Annotated in this window: 17 protein-coding genes; 4 read left to right on the top strand and 13 right to left on the bottom strand. The window is 52.5% G+C overall.

Features of this window, described 5'->3' with window-relative positions; all coding sequences use genetic code 11:
• Positions 1-27: 27 nt before the first annotated feature.
• Genes E5336_RS06865 through parE form a run of 3 tightly spaced genes read right to left on the bottom strand, consistent with a single transcriptional unit; the run spans position 28 to position 5,355 of the window.
• Positions 28-942, bottom strand: coding sequence for a DMT family transporter (locus E5336_RS06865; protein ID WP_135980367.1), 915 nt, complete (start codon positions 940-942; stop codon positions 28-30).
• Positions 935-3,424: a DNA topoisomerase IV subunit A gene (parC, locus tag E5336_RS06860; protein ID WP_135980366.1), complete on the bottom strand. Its 2,490-nt coding sequence runs from the start codon at positions 3,422-3,424 to the stop codon at positions 935-937. Before parC ends, E5336_RS06865 begins: the two co-directional genes overlap by 8 nt.
• The gene (gene parE / locus E5336_RS06855; RefSeq protein ID WP_135980365.1) at positions 3,424-5,355 is read right to left on the bottom strand and encodes a DNA topoisomerase IV subunit B; all 1,932 of its coding nucleotides are present in this window, start codon (positions 5,353-5,355) and stop codon (positions 3,424-3,426) included. The genes parC and parE overlap by 1 nt, the downstream gene beginning before the upstream one ends.
• 314 nt (positions 5,356-5,669) lie before the next feature.
• On the opposite strand from parE, the gene plsY reads away from it, so the two are divergent.
• Both plsY and E5336_RS06845 read left to right on the top strand, forming a co-directional pair.
• Positions 5,670-6,293: a glycerol-3-phosphate 1-O-acyltransferase PlsY gene (gene plsY, locus E5336_RS06850; protein ID WP_135980364.1), complete on the top strand. Its 624-nt coding sequence runs from the start codon at positions 5,670-5,672 to the stop codon at positions 6,291-6,293.
• 44 nt (positions 6,294-6,337) lie between these two features.
• Positions 6,338-6,814, top strand: coding sequence for a competence protein ComK (locus E5336_RS06845; RefSeq protein ID WP_277820815.1), 477 nt, complete (start codon positions 6,338-6,340; stop codon positions 6,812-6,814).
• Here E5336_RS06845 and E5336_RS06840 read toward each other — a convergent pair.
• The 8 genes from E5336_RS06840 to E5336_RS06805 form a co-directional block, all read right to left on the bottom strand.
• Complete coding sequence (locus E5336_RS06840) at positions 6,741-7,160, bottom strand: RidA family protein (protein ID WP_135980362.1); 420 nt, start codon at positions 7,158-7,160, stop codon at positions 6,741-6,743. The genes E5336_RS06845 and E5336_RS06840 overlap by 74 nt on opposite strands.
• A gap of 31 nt (positions 7,161-7,191) precedes the next feature.
• Positions 7,192-9,645 carry an FtsK/SpoIIIE family DNA translocase gene (locus E5336_RS06835; protein WP_135980361.1) on the bottom strand — a complete coding sequence of 818 codons (2,454 nt, stop codon included), beginning with the start codon at positions 9,643-9,645 and terminating at the stop codon, positions 7,192-7,194.
• A 21-nt stretch (positions 9,646-9,666) separates the two neighbouring features.
• The gene (locus E5336_RS06830) at positions 9,667-11,349 is read right to left on the bottom strand and encodes a ribonuclease J (RefSeq protein ID WP_135980360.1); all 1,683 of its coding nucleotides are present in this window, start codon (positions 11,347-11,349) and stop codon (positions 9,667-9,669) included.
• A 39-nt stretch (positions 11,350-11,388) separates the two neighbouring features.
• Positions 11,389-12,828 carry a tRNA (N6-isopentenyl adenosine(37)-C2)-methylthiotransferase MiaB gene (gene miaB, locus E5336_RS06825; RefSeq protein ID WP_135980359.1) on the bottom strand — a complete coding sequence of 480 codons (1,440 nt, stop codon included), beginning with the start codon at positions 12,826-12,828 and terminating at the stop codon, positions 11,389-11,391.
• Positions 12,829-12,894: 66 nt separating this feature from the next.
• On the bottom strand, positions 12,895-13,071 hold the full coding sequence (locus E5336_RS06820) for a 4Fe-4S binding protein (RefSeq protein WP_135980358.1): 177 nt from the start codon (positions 13,069-13,071) through the stop codon (positions 12,895-12,897).
• Between the two features lie 162 nt (positions 13,072-13,233).
• Entirely contained in the window at positions 13,234-14,790 is a 1,557-nt protein-coding gene (gene rny / locus E5336_RS06815; RefSeq protein ID WP_135980402.1) for a ribonuclease Y, read from the bottom strand.
• Positions 14,791-14,930: 140 nt separating this feature from the next.
• Complete coding sequence (gene rpmF / locus E5336_RS06810) at positions 14,931-15,101, bottom strand: 50S ribosomal protein L32 (protein ID WP_135980357.1); 171 nt, start codon at positions 15,099-15,101, stop codon at positions 14,931-14,933.
• Positions 15,102-15,112: 11 nt separating this feature from the next.
• A complete protein-coding gene (locus tag E5336_RS06805; protein ID WP_277820814.1) occupies positions 15,113-15,631 on the bottom strand; it encodes a YceD family protein in 519 nt (172 codons plus the stop codon).
• Positions 15,632-15,767: 136 nt separating this feature from the next.
• Between E5336_RS06805 and E5336_RS06800 the strand changes: the two genes are divergently transcribed.
• Together E5336_RS06800 and E5336_RS06795 are read left to right on the top strand one after the other, a co-directional pair.
• On the top strand, positions 15,768-16,787 hold the full coding sequence (locus tag E5336_RS06800) for a nucleotidyltransferase family protein (RefSeq protein WP_135980355.1): 1,020 nt from the start codon (positions 15,768-15,770) through the stop codon (positions 16,785-16,787).
• The gene (locus E5336_RS06795) at positions 16,777-17,355 is read left to right on the top strand and encodes a YdcF family protein (protein ID WP_135980354.1); all 579 of its coding nucleotides are present in this window, start codon (positions 16,777-16,779) and stop codon (positions 17,353-17,355) included. The genes E5336_RS06800 and E5336_RS06795 overlap by 11 nt, the downstream gene beginning before the upstream one ends.
• A gap of 10 nt (positions 17,356-17,365) precedes the next feature.
• Here E5336_RS06795 and E5336_RS06790 read toward each other — a convergent pair whose 3' ends face one another.
• Together E5336_RS06790 and E5336_RS06785 are read right to left on the bottom strand one after the other, a co-directional pair.
• The gene (locus E5336_RS06790; RefSeq protein ID WP_135980401.1) at positions 17,366-19,534 is read right to left on the bottom strand and encodes a RelA/SpoT family protein; all 2,169 of its coding nucleotides are present in this window, start codon (positions 19,532-19,534) and stop codon (positions 17,366-17,368) included.
• 76 nt (positions 19,535-19,610) lie between these two features.
• A complete protein-coding gene (locus E5336_RS06785) occupies positions 19,611-20,132 on the bottom strand; it encodes an adenine phosphoribosyltransferase (protein WP_135980353.1) in 522 nt (173 codons plus the stop codon).
• Positions 20,133-20,205: the final 73 nt, after the last annotated feature.

Here is a 20,205-nt window from a genome sequence, read left to right as displayed (position 1 = left end):
ACAGTTTTACAAGCTTTAAGATCGAAATCACAAACTATCACAAAGACGCTCTTCCTTTGCTTCCGCTTCAGGATCGGATGCACTTTTGCGATGGAACACGCCTTCGACAAGAAGAACGGATAAAAAGATCAGAATTCCGCCCAGCACCATGACCGGCGTCTTCGTTTCACCCAAAAGCAGCCAGCCAAACACGTTCGCAAACAGCGACTCCGTGCACAGCAGCACGCTCGCGCTCGCCGCGTCTGTGTACTTTTGCGCCCATGTCTGCAGCATGTACGCCAACGTGGTGGCAATAAAAATGCTGTAGGCGATACTGCCCCACGCCATCGCCGGCACCGACGCCGGCCACGTTTCCATACCCAGGGCGTACGGAAACGACAACAGCGCCGCCACGCTCATCTGGATGGCGTTGACCGCCATGGGATTTCCGGTTTTTGCCGCCCGTTCCGTGGCGATGATCTGCGCCGCGAACAACACGGCGCAGCCCAAAGACAACCCGTCGCCCACGTTGAAGGAAAACGAGCCGGAGGAAAGCGAAAGACAGCCAATGCCGCCAAGGCAAAGCAAACTGGCCGCGAACTGCCTTCTTTGCGGTCGCTTTCGAAAAACGAGCCAAACCAAATAAGGCACCAGCACGACATTGACCGCCGTCAAAAACGCGTTCATTCCCGTACTCGTATACCGCAGGCCAATCGTCTGAAGCAAAAACGCGCTATACAAAAACACGCCGCTCCAGACGCTCGCCTTCACACACGCCCGGTTAAACCGGATTTTTGCCACAAGGCAAATGAGCCAGAACACGATCGCCGCCCCGCTGAAACGAAGCATCAACGTCGTTCCCGGGTCGAATGTCCTGAGGGCGGCCGCCGTCGCGATAAACCCGCCACCCCACACCATGGCGGTGAGCAGGCACGCCAGATTCGCCTGATTTTTCTTACGCATCCTCAAACAACCCCACCTGCTTGTACTCGTCTTTTTTTGGTTCCCACGATCCGTCTGGAACCATCGGCAGCGACGGAAGCCACTCCATCGTTTCCAGTTTGCCAAACGGCGTCGAGTACGTGGCGGCTGGCGCCATCAACGCGATATCAGACGGCTTGAACTCGATTTTCTCATCCGCCACAAAGGCGTAGTTCCGATCGGCGGTAAGCAGCCGCTCCAAACGGCCCGGACGCGACTTGACGAGCTTGAACATCCGGTTTCCCTTGGCTGGACGGGACACGTTCGCGAAGTCGCTGGCGTGCATCCGCTTCATTTGTCCCTCCTGCAAAACGAGAATGAACTGCTGGGCGCCATCGGAAACGACAAGATCGGCCACCTGGTCCTCGGCGCTTAAATTCATGCCTTTCACGCCTTTCGTTTTCAGCCCGTTTTCCGGAATTTGCTCCACGTTGTATTGAAGCCCCAAGCCATCACGGCTAGCGAGCACGACTTGATCCGCACTCGAGGTGGACATTTCGACTTTGATCAGCGCGTCCAGATCGCCCACCTTCATGCACACCATCGTCTTGTTGGGCCTGGCGACTTCAAATGCGGACAACGGCGTGCGCTTGATGCTCCCCGCTTTTGTAACCATCACGACGTGGTTTTTTGGCGTAAACGCGTCCACCCCGAACGCGGCGATGATTTTTTCGTTGTCGTCCAGACGCAAATAGCCGGAAAGGTGCGTGCCAAGATCCTTCCATTTCGCCTCTTCGATTTGATGCACCGGAATGTAGCCGTATTTGCCGCGGTCGGTAAAAAACAAAAGCTTGTGCCGGGTGTTGATCTCCCCGCTGGCGACCATCACGTCGTTGTCCTTTTTTCCGGCGAACAACTCGGAGCTGGCGTTGTACGAACGCAGCGAGACCCGCTTGACGTAGCCGTCCTGGGTCAGGCAAACCATGACCTGCTCGCTTGGAATCATCGCCATCTCGTCGATGACGATTTCGTCGATTTCGCTTTGAATGCTCGAACGTCTTGGCACGACAAACTCGTCGTTGACTTCCTGCAGCTCTTCGATGAGCTTGCGGATGCGCACAGCCGGCTTTTGAATGATTTCCTGCAAAGCCTTGATTTCCTTTTTCAGGCGCTTGTCCTCCTGCCGCAGTTCCAGGATGTCGGTATTCGACAACCGGTACAGCCGCATCGTGACAATGGCTTCGGCTTGCAGCTCGCTAAACTCGAACCGCTTCATTAAATTGCGTTTCGAGTCTTTCTTGTCCTTGCTTTGGCGGATGATCGCGATGATTTCGTCCATCACGGAAACAGCCTTCATCAACCCGTCCAAAATATGGGCGCGTTCCTGCTTGAGCTGCAAATCGAAGGCGCTCCGTCGCAGCACGACGTCCTCGCGATGTGCTAAAAACGCGTCGATGGCTTGCAGCAGTCCGAGCTGGACCGGCGCCTTGTTGACAATCGCGATCACATTGTAGTTGAACGAAATCTGCAACTCCGTATTCTTATATAAATAGTTTAAAATCGTATCCGAAGGCGCCCCTTTTTTCAAATCAATGACGATTTTGAGTCCGTTCCGGTCGCTTTCGTCCCGCACGTCGAGCATACCTTCGACTTTTTTATTGAGCCGGATGTCGTCGATTTTTTTCACCAGATTCGATTTGACGACTTCGTATGGAATTTCCGTCACGACGATTTGATCGACGGTCCGCGTGGATTCGATGGCCGCTTTCGAGCGGACGATAACCTTTCCGCGCCCCGTTTCAAACGCCTGGCGGATGCCTTCTTTCCCCATGACGATTCCGCCGGTTGGAAAATCCGGCCCTTTGACAAGCGTCATCAGCTCGTCCAAAGTGCAATTTGGATGCTCGAGCCGGTACATGCAGGCGGATACGATTTCGTTGAGATTGTGCGGAGGAATATTGGTCGCGTACCCGGCGGCGATGCCCGAAATGCCGTTGATGAGCAAATTGGGAAACCGGGCCGGCAGCACGGTTGGCTCCAGCTTCTCGTCCGAGAAATTTGGCGTCCACTCCACGGTTTTCCGGTCGATGTCCATGAGCAGGTAGTTCGCGATTCTGGCCAGCCGCGACTCGGTATACCGCATCGCGGCCGCCGGGTCGTCGTCGATCGACCCGTTGTTTCCTTGCATGTCGACAAGCGGTGTCGTGATCTTCCAGTCCTGGGACATTCGAACCATCGCGTCGTACACCGAGGAGTCGCCATGCGGGTGGTAGTTGCCGATGACGTTGCCGACGGTTTTCGCCGATTTGTGGTACGGACGGTCGTACGTGTTTTTCGCCTCGTACATCGCGTACAAAATCCGCCGCTGCACCGGCTTGAGTCCGTCACGGGCGTCCGGAAGCGCCCGCTCCTGAATGATGTATTTCGAATAGCGGGCGAACCGGTCCGCCATGATATCTTCCAGCGTCAGCTTGCGTACCGACTCCTCGACGGTTTCCTGCGTTTCCTTTTTCTTTTTCGCCATTATGCTTCCACTTCCTTCCCGTATTCATCTTCCAGCGTGAAGACGACATTTTCCTCGATCCAGTTTCTTCGCAAATCCGCCCGGTCCCCCATCAGCTCGCTGACGCGTTTTTCCGCCATGCGGGCGTTGTCGATCGTCACGCACACCAGCGTGCGCGTTTTCGGATCCATGGTCGTTTCCCAAAGCTGGGTGGCGTTCATCTCACCCAATCCTTTGTAGCGGGTGATCGTGTAGCCGGCTTTGAATTTCTTTTTGCTTTCCTCCAGCTCCTCGTCCGTATACACGTATTCCTCCTGGGCGCCTTTGGAAATCCGGTAGAGCGGCGGCAAGGCGATATACAGCATTTCGTGCTCGATGAGCGGACGCATGAACCGGTAGAAAAACGTCAGCAGCAGATTTTGGATATGCGCTCCGTCGTCGTCGGCATCGGTCATGATAATAACTTTGTAGTAGCTCGAGTCCTCGGCGACGAATCCCGCGCCCACGCCGGCGCCCAGCGCGTGAATGATCGTGTTGAGCTCCTCGTTTTTTTCAATCGCGTCCAGTTTCGCCTTTTCCGTGTTGAGCACTTTTCCCCGCAGCGGCAAAATCGCCTGGTATTTGGAATCGCGGCCTTGTTTCGCGGAGCCACCCGCCGAATCGCCCTCCACCAAATACAGCTCCTTGCGGCGGGCGTCCTTGGATTGGGCGCTGGCCAGCTTGCCGGACAACACGCGCTCGCTGCGGTTTTTCCCTTTTCCCTTCCGGGCATCCTCCCGCGCTTTGCGAGCGGCCTTGCGGGCGCTGGACGCGCGGGCGATTTTGCGGACAAGCGTGTTGGCCAGCTCGCGGTTTTCCTCCAGAAAATAGCGCAAATGTTCCGATACGATCGCCTCGGTGGCCGGTTTGGCTTCAGGCGTGCCTAGTTTTTCCTTCGTCTGCCCTTCAAACTGAAGCAGCTCTTCGGGTACGGACAAATTGAGCACAAGCGTCAATCCCTCCCGGACATCGCTTCCCTCGTACCCCTTTTCTTTTTCCTTTAAAAACCCGTTTTTCCGGGCGTACTCGTTGAACACCTTCGTAAAGCCGAGCTTGGCTCCCGTTTCATGGCTGCCGCCATCGCGCGTGCGCACCATGTTCGTAAACGAGAAAATGTTTTCCTGGTAGTCGTCGGTGTACTGAAACGCGCCTTCGACGCGGATCCCGTTGACCTCGCCGGCAAACGAAACCGGCTCGTGCATCGGTGTATGGTCTTTGTTCACTTCGTCGATAAACGCCTTCAAGCCATCCTCGTAGGCGTATACATGCTCCCGTCCTTCCTTGGAGCGCTGATCCCGGACGATCATCGTCAGCCCTTTTAATAAAAACGCGTCCTCCTGGGCCCGTTCGCAAATTTTGGAAAAGGAAAATTTCGTTTGCTTAAAAATGGCGGGATCCGGCAAAAACGTGACTTTGCTGCCGGTTTTTCTCGTCTTCCCTTCGTGAACGAGCTCGCCAACCACGCGGCCGCCTTGCTCGAACCGCATCGACCACATGTCCTTGCCGTCGCAAACCTCTACCTGACACCAGGCGGAAAGCGCGTTGACGACGCTGGCGCCAACACCATGCAAGCCGCCGGCGTTGCGGTAGCCGCCCGAGCTTGTGAACTTGCCGCCCGCGTGCAGCACGGTGAAAATCACGGCGAGTGTCGAAATACCCGACTTGTGCGTTCCCACCGGCATCCCGCGTCCTTCATCCTCGACGCTGACGCTGCCATCTTTGTTGAGCGTGATCGTGATTTGGCTGCCAAACCCGTTGAGCGCCTCGTCGATGGCGTTGTCCACGATTTCCCAGACGAGATGGTGCAGCCCTTTCAAATCGGTTGAGCCAATATACATACCCGGTCTTTTTCGAACCGCATCCAGCCCCTCCAAAATGACGATGCTTTCTTCATTGTATTGTTTTTGTGTCATAGATCCTCCTTCCGCGTGAAGCCTTTTCGACCGATTGGACTCAGCCGGTCCCCAGGACGGACAGCTTCGGATCCGGTTGGGGTGTCTTCGTCTATAATACCACTTTTTATGATTTTACACGATAAAAACACAGAATATTTTATTCTTTTCTATAAAATTCGCAGAAAAGTGGACGCTCTCTTCCCGAGCGCAGACAGTCTGCCTTCTATTATAGGAGTTTTTTTTGATTTGGCAAAACAAACATTGCCGAATCTGCGAATTCGATTCCGGCAGTTTTTAAAAAATGTGTTAAAATGAACTACGAGGTGAATGAAATGAATATATTGTACTCGCTCTTGTGTTTGGTCCTGGGCTACCTGCTTGGCTCCATCCCGTTTGCGCTCATTATTGGTAAACTCTTTTACCATACCGATATTCGAAAACACGGTTCCGGAAACTTAGGCGGAACCAACGCCGGGCGGGTGCTCGGCAAAAAAGCCGGCATCGCGGTCATCGTGTGCGATGTGCTCAAAGTCGTCGCGGCGCTTGGCGTAGCCAGCCTGATTTCGCCTGTCGTCGCCACGTGGACCGGACTGGCGTGCTGCATCGGCCACTGCTATCCGGTTTTCGCCCACTTTCATGGCGGGAAGGCGGTCAGCACCGTATTTGGTTTTTTATTGGGAATGAGCCTTTTCGTTTTCAAAGACGCGTCGTTCTTTCTTGTGCCGTTTGCGATGTTTTTTATCACTTTGTATTTGTTCAAGTTCGTATCGCTGGCCAGCATTTGCGGAATCCTTTGCGGTACGCTATACATTACAGCGGTTTTATGGTATTTTAATGCGGACAACATCCTGATCATTCTCGCCTGCTGGCTCATGTCGGCGCTTGTTGTTTACCGGCACACGAAAAATATTGTCGCGATTCGCAACGGCGAAGAACGAAAAATTTCATGGATGTAGCTTTTGGCACGTTTTGGACACCTTACTTTTGTAAGGTGTTTTTTATGATAAATTATATGATGTACAATTTCGCTCAATCCGTCGTGAACGTGCTCCACGTCCACGGGCCGATGAGCTTTTCTTTCCCGACCATTTCCTCTTTTCTTAACGAGATGTGCCTTTCTTTCGGTTCTTCCCTAGCCGGACGGATCGAAGCGTTCAAATACCATGTGGATATCCGCAAGCACGTTCCGGTGTATGTCAACGACGAGCATATTTTTTTCGAAGCAGAGGACAATTTATGGATCAACGCGCAAGCGATCGCCCGCATCGACCACACCAACAAAAAAAGATGCGAGGTCGTTTTCCACGATCACACATCCATTGTTTGTATTCATCCGCGGCGAATCGAGCGTCTAATCGGTTTGATTTTCTGCTTCCGCCACAAACTGGCGAACGAGATCCTTCCTAATGCGTCGTCTCCTCATCGCAATCTGAGCAGTTCGAGGACTGCATTGTCTTTTCATGCCGAAGCGTGTTGACTCCCGTTCCTTCGATCGCGACCATCGCGTTGTTTTCCAACCCACTCACCTCTACGATCGTCATCGCCGGATACGGCGCTTCCACAAAGTTTTTAAATACGGATAAAAATTCCTCTCTTAACGTAATGTCTGTTAAGTAAACAGTGTATTTGACGAGATGATCCATCCTCAAATCAAGATCTTTCAATACGTCAATGACTCGATAGCAAGCGGTCACGCATTGCTCCTGAAAGGTCTGTCCCCGGCCCGTTTGCGCCGACATGTACACAAAATCGCCCAGCTGCACGATTTCGGAAATGCATTCATCCCGCGGAACGGAGTCACCAATCTTTAAAAAAATATTCATCTTCGTTTACGGCCTTCCTTTCATAGTTGTATTATATGGAATCTTCCAAAGGTTCCATAGCGTTTTGCACAAGCACCTCCCGCGGCTTACTTCCATTCGCCGGACCGATAATGGAGTTTTCCTCCAAAACGTCGATCAGACGAGCCGCCCGGGAATACCCGATGGAGAACTTTCGCTGGATCAAGGACGTCGACGCCTTCCGCGTCGTAATCACGAAATGCTTCACCTCGTTATACAGCGGATCCGCGCTTTCGCTGGCGACCTCCTGCCCCTGGCTTTGCAAGTCTTTCAGCGTGATGAACGCGTCGTCGTACTTTGGCTTCGCCTGCGCCTTCACATGGGCGGCGATGCGGTTGACTTCGTCGTCTTTAATAAAGACGCCCTGCACCCGCCGCGGCGAGTTTTCGCCGTTTGGCAAATACAGCATGTCCCCGTATCCAAGCAGCCGCTCGGCGCCCGCCTGGTCGAGAATCGTCCGCGAGTCCACCAGCGAGGCGACCGCAAACGCGATCCGGCTTGGAATATTCGACTTGATGACGCCTGTAATGACATCCACGCTTGGCCGCTGCGTAGCGACAATAAGCACGATGCCGGCCGCCCGGGCCAGCTGCGTGATGCGCTGGATGGATTGCTCGACTTCCTTAGCGGCTACGAGCATCAAGTCTGCCAGCTCGTCGATAATGACGACGATTTTCGGAAGTTCCTTCAGGTTTTCTTCCGGATGGGAGCGCACATACTCGTTGTAAGCCGTGATGTTGCGCACCCCGGTCGTGCCAAACAAGTCGTAACGCGAATCCATCATTTGCACGACGACTTTTAGCGCCTTGTTCGCCAAATCGCCGTCCGTGATGACGGGCGCGAGCAAATGCGGAATGTCGTTGTACGGCGTGAATTCGACTTTTTTCGGATCGATCAAAATGAGTTTCACCTCATCCGGACGGGTACGCATGAGCAACGAGCAAATGATCGTGTTGACGCACACCGATTTTCCCGAACCGGTCGCGCCCGCGATCAGCAAGTGCGGCATCCGGTCCAGCACGCCAAAGACGTTGTCGCCCATCAAATCCTTTCCGAGCACGAACAACAGCTTCTGCCCGGCTTTGGAAGCGGGAACGCTGCGCATCAAATCCTTCATTTGCACCGGAGTCTTGTCGATATTCGGAATCTCGATGCCGACCGCGCTTTTGCCCGGAATCGGCGCCTCGATGCGGATGTCCGTCGCCGCCAGCGCCATTTTGATGTCGTCCTGAAGTCCCGAGATCCGCGACACCCGCACGCCAAGCTCCGGCTTGATTTCAAACTTTGTGACCGAAGGACCGATATGGATCTCCTTGAGCTCCGCCTTGACATTGAATTCCTCTAAAATTTCAATAAGCTTTTGTCCTTGCGTTTTGGCGGCCTGCATATTGGACGAGCCGCGTGCCGGCGACTGGATGTCGTCGAGCAAGTCAAGCGGTGGCAGCGCGTATTCGGCATCGGTCGCGTCGTACGATGCCAGCGGTTCCACAATGTCCGGCGCCGGACCGGATTCTTTTTTCGAAGCCCGGGCCGGCTTTCGAGTCCGCTCCTCTTTAAAAGGATTGGCCGCGCTGTCGTGAATGACGACATCCTCGTTTTTTTGCGTCGAATGCGACGTGGAAGCAGCGGGTTCCGGCGGCGTTTTCACCGGTTTGGCGGCCTTCGTTTTTTTCTCGGCCACGATATCCGGCGTCATGCCAAGCATCGTCGCCTTTCTCGCTTTTTTTGTTTTCTTCTTCGCTGGCTTTTCCTCGTCGTACATGGAAGCGGCGTCGATGATCCGAAACGGGCTTTGTTTTGGGGCCGGCTCGAATTCCTCGTACACTTCATCGAAGAGCTCGTCGTATGGATCGGGTTCTGTTCGCTCCTTGCGCTTGGGCAGCGTGATGGATTGCGGATGATCCAAAAACCACGTGTAGCTGAGCATGATGACACCGATCAAAGCGAAGATGCCCGCAATCAAATACGTTCCGGTTTTGTCGAACATGCTGCGCGTGACGCCACTGAGCAGCGCCCCGACCAGTCCCGAGGAAAAGCGAATCTGGCTGCTAAGAACAGGCCACAAATTCACAAAGATCTTCTGGGCCCCGTACCACGCCTCATGCGCCTCGAATTCGCGGCATCCTTGAAAAAGCAGGATCGCGATCCCGATGAACGCCGTCCCGGCATAGTAGCGCTTGGGAATCTTTTTTTTGTCGTTGTTGTAGATGATCCAGACCGAATAGGCCACGCCGCCAATCAGGACCGGATACGTCAGCACTCCGAAAAAGTACGCCACCAAGTTAAAGAAAAACGAGCCCACGATCCCCAGCTTGAAGCTGGCGAGCAAAAAGGCGCAGATGACGCAAAGCAGAAAGCACAAACGGAACAACCGGGACTTTTGCCAGTACGTTTGTGCTTTTTTAGAGGCTGATTTTGAGGCAGTTGTTTTCTTTCGTGTTTGTTTTCGTTTTTTGGCAGCTGCCATATTACCCTCTCTTTCTACGTGTTATTGGTTGATCTCCAGGATCACCGGCAGAACCATCGGCCGTTTGGCGGTTTGTTTGAACAAGTATTTCGCCACCTTGTCGCGGATGTCCTGTCTTGTTTCGAGGTTGTCGTACGTCTTGTTTTTGACGTTTTCCTCGATCGTTTCCTCCATGATTTTCGCCACATCGCTCGTGATGTATTCCGAATCCTTGAGGTAGATCAGCCCCCGCGACTGGATATCCGGTCCGTTGACGATCTTTTTCGTTTTCGCGTCGACGCCGATGGCCAGGATCATGACCCCATCCGTCGACAGGATCTCGCGGTCCTTGAGAACGACGCCGGCCATATCCCAGTTTTCCTTACCGTCGATCATCGTGTCGTGAAGCTGGAGCTCCATTTTGGTGGAAACAAGCTCGCCGTCTTCAAACTGCGCCACTTGTCCGTTGTCCAGCAATAAGATGTGTTCCGGCGGAATGCCCATCTCCTCGGCGATCATCGCGTTGGCGCACAGCATGCGGTACTCCCCTTTGACTGGAATGTAGTATTTTGGCCGCGTCAGGAAGATCATCATCTTCAAGTCCTCCTTGGACGGATGCATGCTCAGCACGTTTTTATCGAGAATCTGCAACCGGCCGCCCCGTTTGTAAATATCGTTTTCCATGTTTTTGAACACTTTCTCAACACCTGGAACGATTGGCGAGGCGATGACGATCAAGTCCTCCGGACGAATGTCGATGTTTTCCACCTCGTCGTTGGCGATATTCGACATCAAGGTAAACAGAGGCCGTCCTTGTCCGCTAATGAGAACCACGACGTCCTTGATCTTGCCGATTTGCGACGTGTCGACAAGCAAATGATCCGGAATTTGGAATCCGATTTGCTGGAGGCCCTTGATGCGCTCCTGAAGCTCCCGCGTGTAAAGGACGAACTTTCGATTGTGCTTGATACAGCACTCGATGATTTCCTGGATCCGGTAAACGGATTGCGTATACACGCTGACAAAGATCCGGGTATCGTGGTTCAAGTCGAGAATCTGGTCGAAGTTTTTCGTCACCTGATGACTTGGCGACGTGTGCCCGGCCCGCTCGGCGCCTTTGCTTTCCTGCAAAAGAACGAGCACGCCCTCTTTGCCGAGTTTGGCTCCAATCGTGATATTGCCCCGGTAGTTGTCGTCCAAGTCATTATAGTCTTCGATGAACTCGCCCGAATAGACGACGTATCCTTGCGTGGTCGCGATCGCCACCCCGAACGTGCCCGGGTAGGCGTGCGTGATCGGGAAGAACAGCACCTTGCGGCGCGCGATTCGTTTTTGATCGTGGCGCTTGACCGTGTGGACGCGAACGCCCGTGATCTTCTCTTTTTTCAGCATCTTCATGATTTCTTTGGCGGCCAGAGGCGACGTGTAAATATCCGCCTTGACCTGCTTGAGCAGATGCGGCAGCGCGCCCATGACATCGTCGTGTCCATGCGTAATGATAATTCCCGCAATATTATCTTTGTGTTCAATCAAATAGGAAAAATCCTGAATAATGTATTCGATTCCCAGCGATTCTTTCGCGTCCGGGAATTTCAAACCTGCTTCGATAATGTAGATTTTTCGCTCGACTTCGACGCAGATCATGTTTTTTCCATCTTCGTCCAGTCCGCCAAGCATAAAGATCCGGATTTTTTCTTTTTTTAGTTCCGGTTTATTTTCGCTCATAATACCTCCTGTTGTTTCGTTGACATTTTATACATTATATCACAATTCAACAGCTTTCCCGTCGAGAGAGAATGTTTTTGCGTCGGTAATCAAAACCTCGACGAAATCGCCGGCGCGCACATTCGTCCCTGTAAAGTTGACAAGCTTGTTCGTATCGGTGTGGCCGGCAAAGACATTTTGGTTGTTTTTGCTCGCGCCATCGACTAAAACCGTCACTGTTTTTCCGACATACGCCTTGTTTTTCTTTAAAGCGTGCCGGTTCCACTCCTCGTTGAGCCGATACAGGCGCTCCCGCTTCGTATCCATGTCGATATCGTCTTCCATCCGGGCCGCCGGCGTACCCAGACGCGGAGAGTAAATGAACGTGAACGCGTTGTCAAACTGGCACTGGCGCACCAGCTCAAGCGTGTGCTCGAACGCCTCGTCGCTTTCGTTTGGAAAACCGACGATGATGTCCGTCGACACGGCGGCGTTCGGAATCGTGTCCATGATTTTTTTGTACAGCTTCAAATACGATTCGGCGCTGTAGCGACGTCCCATCCGGCGCAGGATCTCATCGTCACCGGATTGAACAGGTAAATGGATAAACGGCATGATGTTGTCGTATTGGGCAATGACGTCAACCATCTCGTTTGTGAAATCCCAAGGATGGCTCGTCATAAACCGGATCCGCGGAATGCCAATCTTGGCGGTTTCTTCCAGCAAAGTCGCGAAGTCGATGCCTTCGTCCAGATCCTTGCCGTACGCGTTGACGTTTTGTCCAAGCAGCGTCACTTCCTTGTAGCCGGCATCTTTGAGTTCCTGCACTTCTTTTAAGATCTCGTCCATCGTCCGCGAACGCTGCTTGCCACGGGTGTACGGAACGATGCAGTACGTGCAAAACTTGTCGCAGCCGTACATGATATTGACCCAGGCTTTGTGCTGTCCAAAGCGTTTCACAGGCAGATTTTCATACACTTCCCCTTCTTTGGAATACACTTGCACGACTTTTTCGTGATTCACCATCACGTCATACAGCATCACGGGAAGATCTTGAATGTTGTGCGTGCCAAACAGCAGACGCACTTGCGGATATTTCTCAAGCACGAGATGGACGAACGCGTCTTCCTGGGCCATGCAGCCGCAAACGCCGATCACGAGGTTTTTATTGTTGCGGTACAGGCGTTTGAAGTTGCCGATTTCGCCAAGCACCTTTTCCTCCGCGTTTTGGCGAATCGCGCACGTGTTGATGATAATGAGGTCGACGTGTTCAAGATCGTCGGCCGGCCGGAAACCGATCGTTTCCAAAATACCGGCAATCGTTTCCGAGTCCCTTTCGTTGGCCTGACAGCCATACGTGGAAATCGCGTATGTTTTGCCCTCTCCCAAATCAAGGGCGTTGGCTGGAATATAAAACTGGTCCACCCGTTCCACAGCGGAGCGGGTCCGCCGCGCTGCTTCCTTCAAATTCGGGAGCGACCATTTCTCTTTGATTTTCATAGAAAACTCCTCCAAAAAAAAACCAAGCGTTTTCGCTTGGTTTCATTATAGCATGATTAATGCCAATTATTCTAATGTGATTGCGCCAACTGGGCAAACGCCTACGCAAGCACCACAGTCGATGCACATATCAGCGTCTACATGCGCTTTTCCTTCGTCGTTCAACGTGATTGCGCCAACTGGGCAAACGCCTACGCAAGCACCACATCCGATGCAAATTTCCTGATCTACTTTTGCTGCCATTTCCTGGTTCCTCCTGTTTTCATTTTTATTTCACTTATAAATTTATTATACTCATAGAAATCGTTGAATCAAGGCGGTTTGGTAAGCGATGACTTACTTGTAAGAGGTTTCTTTCGCATAAAAAAAGAGGAAACCGGTTGGTTTCTTCTTTTCTCGGATTGTTTATTTCGCCAGTTCCTGCGCCCGAACTTCGCGGATGACATTGACTTTGATCTGACCGGGGTATGTCAGCTCGCTTTCGATCTTCTCGCGGATCTCGCGGGCGATCTTCACGCAAGTCACGTCGTCGACGCGCTCCGGATTGACGAGGATGCGAATTTCGCGTCCCGCCTGGATCGCGTAGGCCTGTTGTACGCCATCGAAGCTTGTGGCAATCTTTTCCAGATTTTCAAGCCGGTTGATGTACGCCTGCGCGCTTTCCTTGCGCGCGCCTGGTCTGGCGGCCGAAATCGTATCCGCCGCGATCACAAGATGCGAAGTCAAATACTTCGGTTCCACATCGTAGTGGTGGGATTGAATAGCGTTGAGCACGATGTCCTTTTCCCCGTGCTTTTTACAGAACTTGTATCCCAGCTCCACATGGCTGCCTTCCTGCTGCTCGATATTGAGCGCCTTGCCGATATCGTGAAGCAGTCCGGCCCGTTTGGCGATTTGCTGGTTCAAGCCCAGTTCCACCGCCATGGCGCCGGCCAGAAACGCGACCTCGATACTATGCTGCAACGCGTTCTGCCCGTAGGAGTAGCGGTATTTCAACGTGCCGACCAGACGGATGATCTCGCGGTCGATGCGGCCGATTCCCAGTTTGAAAATGGCTTCCTCTCCCGCCTTCATGATCTCCTGATCGACTTCGTTTTGATACTTTTTCACGACTTCCTCAATGCGGCCCGGCTGAATGCGGCCATCCCGAATGAGATGCTCCAGCGCCAGACGCGCCACTTCGCGCCGAATCGGGTTGAAGCATGTGATCGTGATCAAATCCGGCGTGTCGTCGATGTTCAGCTCGACGCCGGTCGCCTGTTCGAAACAGCGAATGTTTCGCCCTTCGCGGCCAATGATCCGGCCTTTCATCTCCTCGCCCGGAATGGCGACAACCGATACGGTGCGTTCCTGCGTTTCCTGCTGCGCCATCCGCTCGATCGCCAGCGCGATAATGTTTTGTGCTTTCTCGGTTGCGGTCGCTTTCGCTTCTTCTTCTTTGTCTTTGATATAAGCGACCGTTTCATGTTCCATCTTTTTTTCTACTTTCGCAAACAGTTCCTTTTGCGCGTCCTGGCTCGACATCTTGGCGACGCCCTCCAGCACGACGATCTGCTGGTCGATCTGCTTTTGTAGCTTTTTCTCTTTTTCATCTAGGGATGAGAGCTTTTCGGTTACTTTTTGCAGCTTATCCGAAATCTGGCGCTCTTTTTGCGAGAGAGCCTCATCACGAAAATTCAAGTTGTCCTCTCGACGAAGCAGCTTGTTTTCAAACTGCATGGATTCTTGTTTTCTCTCTTTGATTTCCTTCTCCGCTTCAATACGCAGTTCATGGACCTGCGTCTTTCCATCGAGAACGGCCTGCTTTACCTTCGCGTCCGCTTCGATTTCCGCCTCTTTCAAGATTTGCTCTGCTTTTTGCTGATTTTTATTCAAACCTGCGCGGGAGTACCCGACCATAATCAGAACTCCCAAAACTATACCTGCGATCCCAGACAAAGAGACGATAACACCTGTGTTCATCATGACCCTCCTTTGTCTTTAAAATGAGTCCGTAAAGCACGTTTATTATACTCCAGAACCCGATGATTGTCTATATTGCGTAAACGTCGCCATTTTCTTTCAAAAAATACAAAAAAAAAAGGAATGTATCTTCTACATCCTTATTTTTCAACGACTTTTCTGCCGTTATATTCTCCACAAGAACACATTTTATGCGCCAGTTTGTATTCACCGCAGCTTGGACATTTCGTCAGTTCCGGTTTTACCAATTTGTAATGAGTTCTGCGCTTTGCTTTCCGTGTTTTTGAATTTCTTCTTTGTTGAACAGCCATGCCTGCACCTCCTAGTCATCATCCAATTTGAATTCACTCAGTTTTTCCCATCGCGGATCAATCTTTTCCTCGTGATCGTTCTGGTCCTGATCCGAAATCACCTGCCATCCGTTTCCTTTCGGATATTGATCTCTTGGAAGACGGGTGATGCTCATCGGCGCCTCGTACAGCACCGCCTGAAACACCTCGGGGTTGATGTCGATCGTGTCGTGCTTGACGACGATGACCTCTTCATCCCGCCTCTCCTCTTTGATCGGAACAAATGAGTACGTTTCATGCGACTCCGTGTCAAACTCCACTTCCAGATCCTCCAACGTAATGGAATCCAGAACGATCATCACGCCCTCCAATTCCAGATTGGAATAGACTAAAGTGGATCCGTCATATTGCAGATCGCCTGTAATATGCACCTTTGGAATGGACTTGACTTGAGTATGATGAAGCAAATCGTTTTCCTCGACCGCGATCCATTCATCGACGGCGATTTTCCCCAGCGGGGCGGATAAAAATTCTTTTTTCGTAAACTTCACGATTTTCACCTCATGCCGCATCTGATATTATAAAGAATCCCAAAATAAATGTCAACGTTTCTTCTCCGGTTTCTTCGGATGCGGTTTTCTTTTTCTATCATATCACAATCCTTGCCATCCATGATAAGATAACCCTATGAAAACTTGTGGAATTATTGTCGAATACAATCCCTTGCATGCAGGCCACCTGCACCACTTGCAGCAGGCCCGGCAAGTCAGCGGCTGCTCTGTGCTTGTCGTCGTGCTCTCCTCATATTTTACCCAGCGCGCACTGCCCTCGCTTATCGAGCCTTACCAAAAAGCCCGTCTGGCCATCGAGCATGGCGCCGACATCGTCGTCGAGCTGCCGGCCGTCTACGCGGCTCAAAGCGCCGACCGCTTCGCCCGCAACGCCATCGACACGCTGCGCAACCTGCACGTCGATGGGGTGTGCTTTGGCTCGGAAACCAACGACATCGACGAGCTGGAACGACAGCTGGCCGCCTTGAACGCGCTGGAAGCCAATCCCGGGACGAGCTGGCAAAAAAACATCGGCGCCCGCGTCGGGCCCAACGATATTCTTGGCATGCAGTATATTCGTTACGCGCGGCAAGCCGGCATCACGCCTTTGTGCATTCAGCGCGACGATCGGTTCAAAAGCGCCACCAAAACGCGCGACGACTTTTTTTCCGGTTCCCAAAACGAATGGATGAGCGAATGGTTTCTTCCCGAGCAGCGGTGGGAATCGTACTATCCTTATTTACGCACCTTTTTACAAATGAGCGCGCCCGCCGCGCTTTCGAAGCTATTTCTCGTCAACGAGGGAATCGAACACCGCCTCATTGAAAACGCGAAAAAGCACGCGGACTGGAACGGATTTTTAAACGCCTCCATTTCCAAGACGTACACCAAGGCGCGTATTCAGCGCACCTGCTTGTTTTTGATGCTGCAAATCACCAAAGAACAAATGCGCGAGCACGAACGTCTGGAAGGCTCGATCCTGCTAGCCTGCAACGAAACCGGCCGCAAGTATTTGAACACGATTAAAAAAGACTGCGTGCTGTACTCGAAATTCGCCCAGATGCCGCCCTTCCTGAAAGAAGTGCGCCTGAAAACCAAAGCGCTGTACGAAAGCGTCATGACCCATCCGGTCCGGGAGGAGTTGTATGTCCGCTAACGCTTTTTTGTGGCTCCTGCTCCTCTTTCTTTTGCTTGGCCTTCTCGTTGCCTTTCGCGTGTACCGCGCATATATCCCGCCCGTTCAGCCGGCGCGTTTGCATTATCCGTACGCGCTGCTGCTTGGCTGCCCGAGCCACGACGACGGCACGATGTCCACTTCCCAGCGTCTGCGGTGCGAAACCGCGCTCGAAGCCTGGCGACAGGGCCGGTTCGACACGCTGGTCATTAGCGGTTCGAACGTGAAAAACGAATTCGTCGAAGCGCGGGAAATGGCAAAATGGATCGAGGCGGCGGCCCCGGTTCCACTCATTCTCGAAACCAAAGCCCGTAACACGTATGAAAATTTAAAATACGCAAAGGAGCGTATAGGAGATGTCCCGCTTTTAATTATCACGTCCTCTCTCCACGCCCCGCGCGCCGACGCCATGGCTCGCGATTTTTTCACAGACCACAGCGTTTATACGTATCCGGATCACAAGCCGCGCCATATCCTTCGCGAAATCGCCTCCCGCTGGATCTTCATTTCCATCGAACGGCAAAAAAAAGCGACAAAAAAAGAAGTTTGAAACTTCTTTTTTATTGGATCGTCCGCACGATCTCATTGACGGAGCGGACTTTTTTTAAATTGGCGATAATGACTTGCAAGTGGTCTGCGTTGCGTACGCCCACCGTCAGCTTCGTAGTCGCCGTCAGCCGGTTGTCGTCCACCGACGAATCGACCTGCTTTAAATACGCGTTGGATTGCTGAAGCATGGTGACGATATCGCTCAGCAAATAGTTCCGGTCATCCGAATACACGACAAGCTTGACTTCGTAAATTTTCTCTTCCAGATTTTCATCCCACGCCACGGGAATGAGCCGTTTCGTCTCGTTGACGATGTTCGGACAGTCTTTGCGATGCACCTTGACTCCCTGCCCTTTGGATATATAGCCTAAAATCGTGTCTCCCGGAATCGGGGAGCAGCAGTTGGCCAAAGACACCGCGATCGTGTCGATTCCCGGCACCACGACGCCGCAGCCGCTTGACTTCGGCGTTTTTTGTGGCGATTTGTTGATGATCTTGACAATTTCCTCGGCGCTGAGCGCGGAGTTCCGGTTTTTCGCCAAACGATCCACCATCGCTTGCAGCGAAACGCGCCGGTTGGCGATGCCGACAAACAAATCGTCCACCGTCTTGAAAGACAGCGTCTGCAAAATCGACTCGATCCGTTTATGGGTGCGCAGCGAGTCGTCCAAATCGAGCCGTTTGAACTCCTCCGCCAAATCGTGCTCGCCCTTTTTGATTAGCTCCTTGCGGTTTTGATGCTCCTGTTTTTGCAAAAAGGCGCGGATCTTGTTGCGGGCGTGGCCCGACTTCACGATTTTGATCCAGTCCTTGCTCGGGCCGTTGGAATTGTTGCTCGTCAAAATGTCGACGACGTCCCCCGTCTTCAACTCGGTATTCAACGGAACGATCGCTCCGTTCACCGTGGCGCCCACCGTTTTATGTCCAACCTCGGTATGGATGCGGTACGCGAAGTCGATTGGTGTCGAGCCCGGCGGCAGCGCGATGATTTTGCCGCGCGGCGACATGCAGTACACGTTGGCCTCGAAAATATCTTTTTGCAGTACGTTCATGTACTCGAGCGGATCCTCGCTCTCCTCGTCGGTCATCATCGAGAAATCGCGGAACCACGACAGTTTGTCCTCGATCTCTTTTTGCTGGATTTCCATGGACGCGCCCGGTCTTTCCTTGTATTTCCAGTGAGCCGCCACGCCGCGCTCCGCCACCGCGTCCATTTGCTCGGTACGGATCTGGATCTCGAAAATATGGCCGTTTTCCGGATCTACGATTGTCGTGTGCAGCGACTGGTACATATTGGCTTTCGGCATCGCGATGTAATCTTTGAAACGGCCCGGAATCGGCCGGTACTTGGCATGGATATACCCGAGAATCTCATAGCAGTGCACTTCGGAGTCGGTGACGATTCGAATCGCGAGCAAGTCGAGAATTTCCTCGAACCGCTTGTTTTTCGTTTTCATCTTTTTATAGATGCTGTAAAAATGTTTGGAACGACCAAAGATCCGGTACGGGATCTTGTATGTCTTCATGATTTGCTCGATTTCGCCAATCATATTTTGCACCTGCTCGTTGCGGTCGCTTTCCCGCTGCCGCACAAGCTGCTTGATTTGCTCGTATTTTTCCGGGAACAAATACTTGAAGGACAAATCCTCCAGTTCGTTTTTGACCTGGGAAATACCGAGCCTGTGCGCGATCGGCGCGTACACCGCCAGTGTTTCCGAGGCGATTTTCTTTTGTTTTTCGGGCTTCATGTATTCCAGCGTGCGCATGTTGTGCAGCCGGTCCGCCAGCTTGATCAAGATGACACGCACGTCTTTGGCCAGCGCAATAAACAGCTTGCGGTGGTTGCTCGCCAAGTATTCCTTCTCGTCTTTGAACTTGATCGCCTTGATTTTCGTGACCGCGTCCACAAGCATGGCGATTTCCTCGCCAAACGATTCGACGATCGTGTCGTGATCCACGCCTTCACAGTCCTCGACTGTGTCGTGCAGCAACCCGGCCGCGATGGTTTTCGGTCCCGAGTGAAGAAGCGCCAGCGTGTTGGCGACTTGGATGACATGGACCTCGTAGGGCGCGCCGCTTTTCCGGAACTGCCCGGCATGATGCTCGTGCGCGAACGCGTACGCCCTTCGAATCAAATCGAGATTTTCCGGTCTTTTGATATATGTCTGCACGTTTTGCATGCATTCTTCAAATGTCACTTCGTTTTTTACACCCAACGCCAATCACCTTTCCTTTCATCGCCTCGTTTTGTTTTTTTTATTCTCCCTCGTAATGGGTTAGAGCGAGGACGGGAATGTCCTTGAATTTCTCTCTTCCTTTTAAATCATCCAGCTCGATCACAAACGCGATGCCCACCACTTTGGCTTTGCGCGATTCCACGAGCCGCACGATCGCGTCCACGGTTCCGCCGGTCGCCAGCAAATCGTCCACGATCAGCACCCGATCCCCTTCGTGGATCGCGTCCACATGCATTTGCAGCTCGTCCTCGCCGTATTCCAGCTCGTAGGTTACCGACATCGTCTCGCGCGGCAGCTTGCCTGGCTTGCGCACCGGCGCGAAACCGATATTGGCCTCGATTGCCGCCGGCGTTCCAAAAAAGAACCCGCGCGCTTCCGGCGCCACAATCAAGTTGGCGTCCACTTTTTTGGCGAACTCCACGATTTGCCCGGTCACATAACGCATCGCTTCCGGATGTGCCAAAATCGGCGTGATATCGCGGAACATGATTCCTTTTTTTGGAAAATCGGGAATGCTCTCGATGTAGTTTTTGATATTCATAGATTGTCCTCTTTCTAAACCCATGAAATTGGATTCAATGGTCTTCGTGTTTACATTTACTTATTTTATCGGG

Source organism: Dubosiella muris (assembly GCF_004793885.1).
GTDB classification, from domain to species: Bacteria; Bacillota_I; Bacilli_A; order Erysipelotrichales; family Erysipelotrichaceae; genus Dubosiella; species Dubosiella muris.
This window is presented reverse-complemented; position numbering and strand designations above follow the sequence as displayed.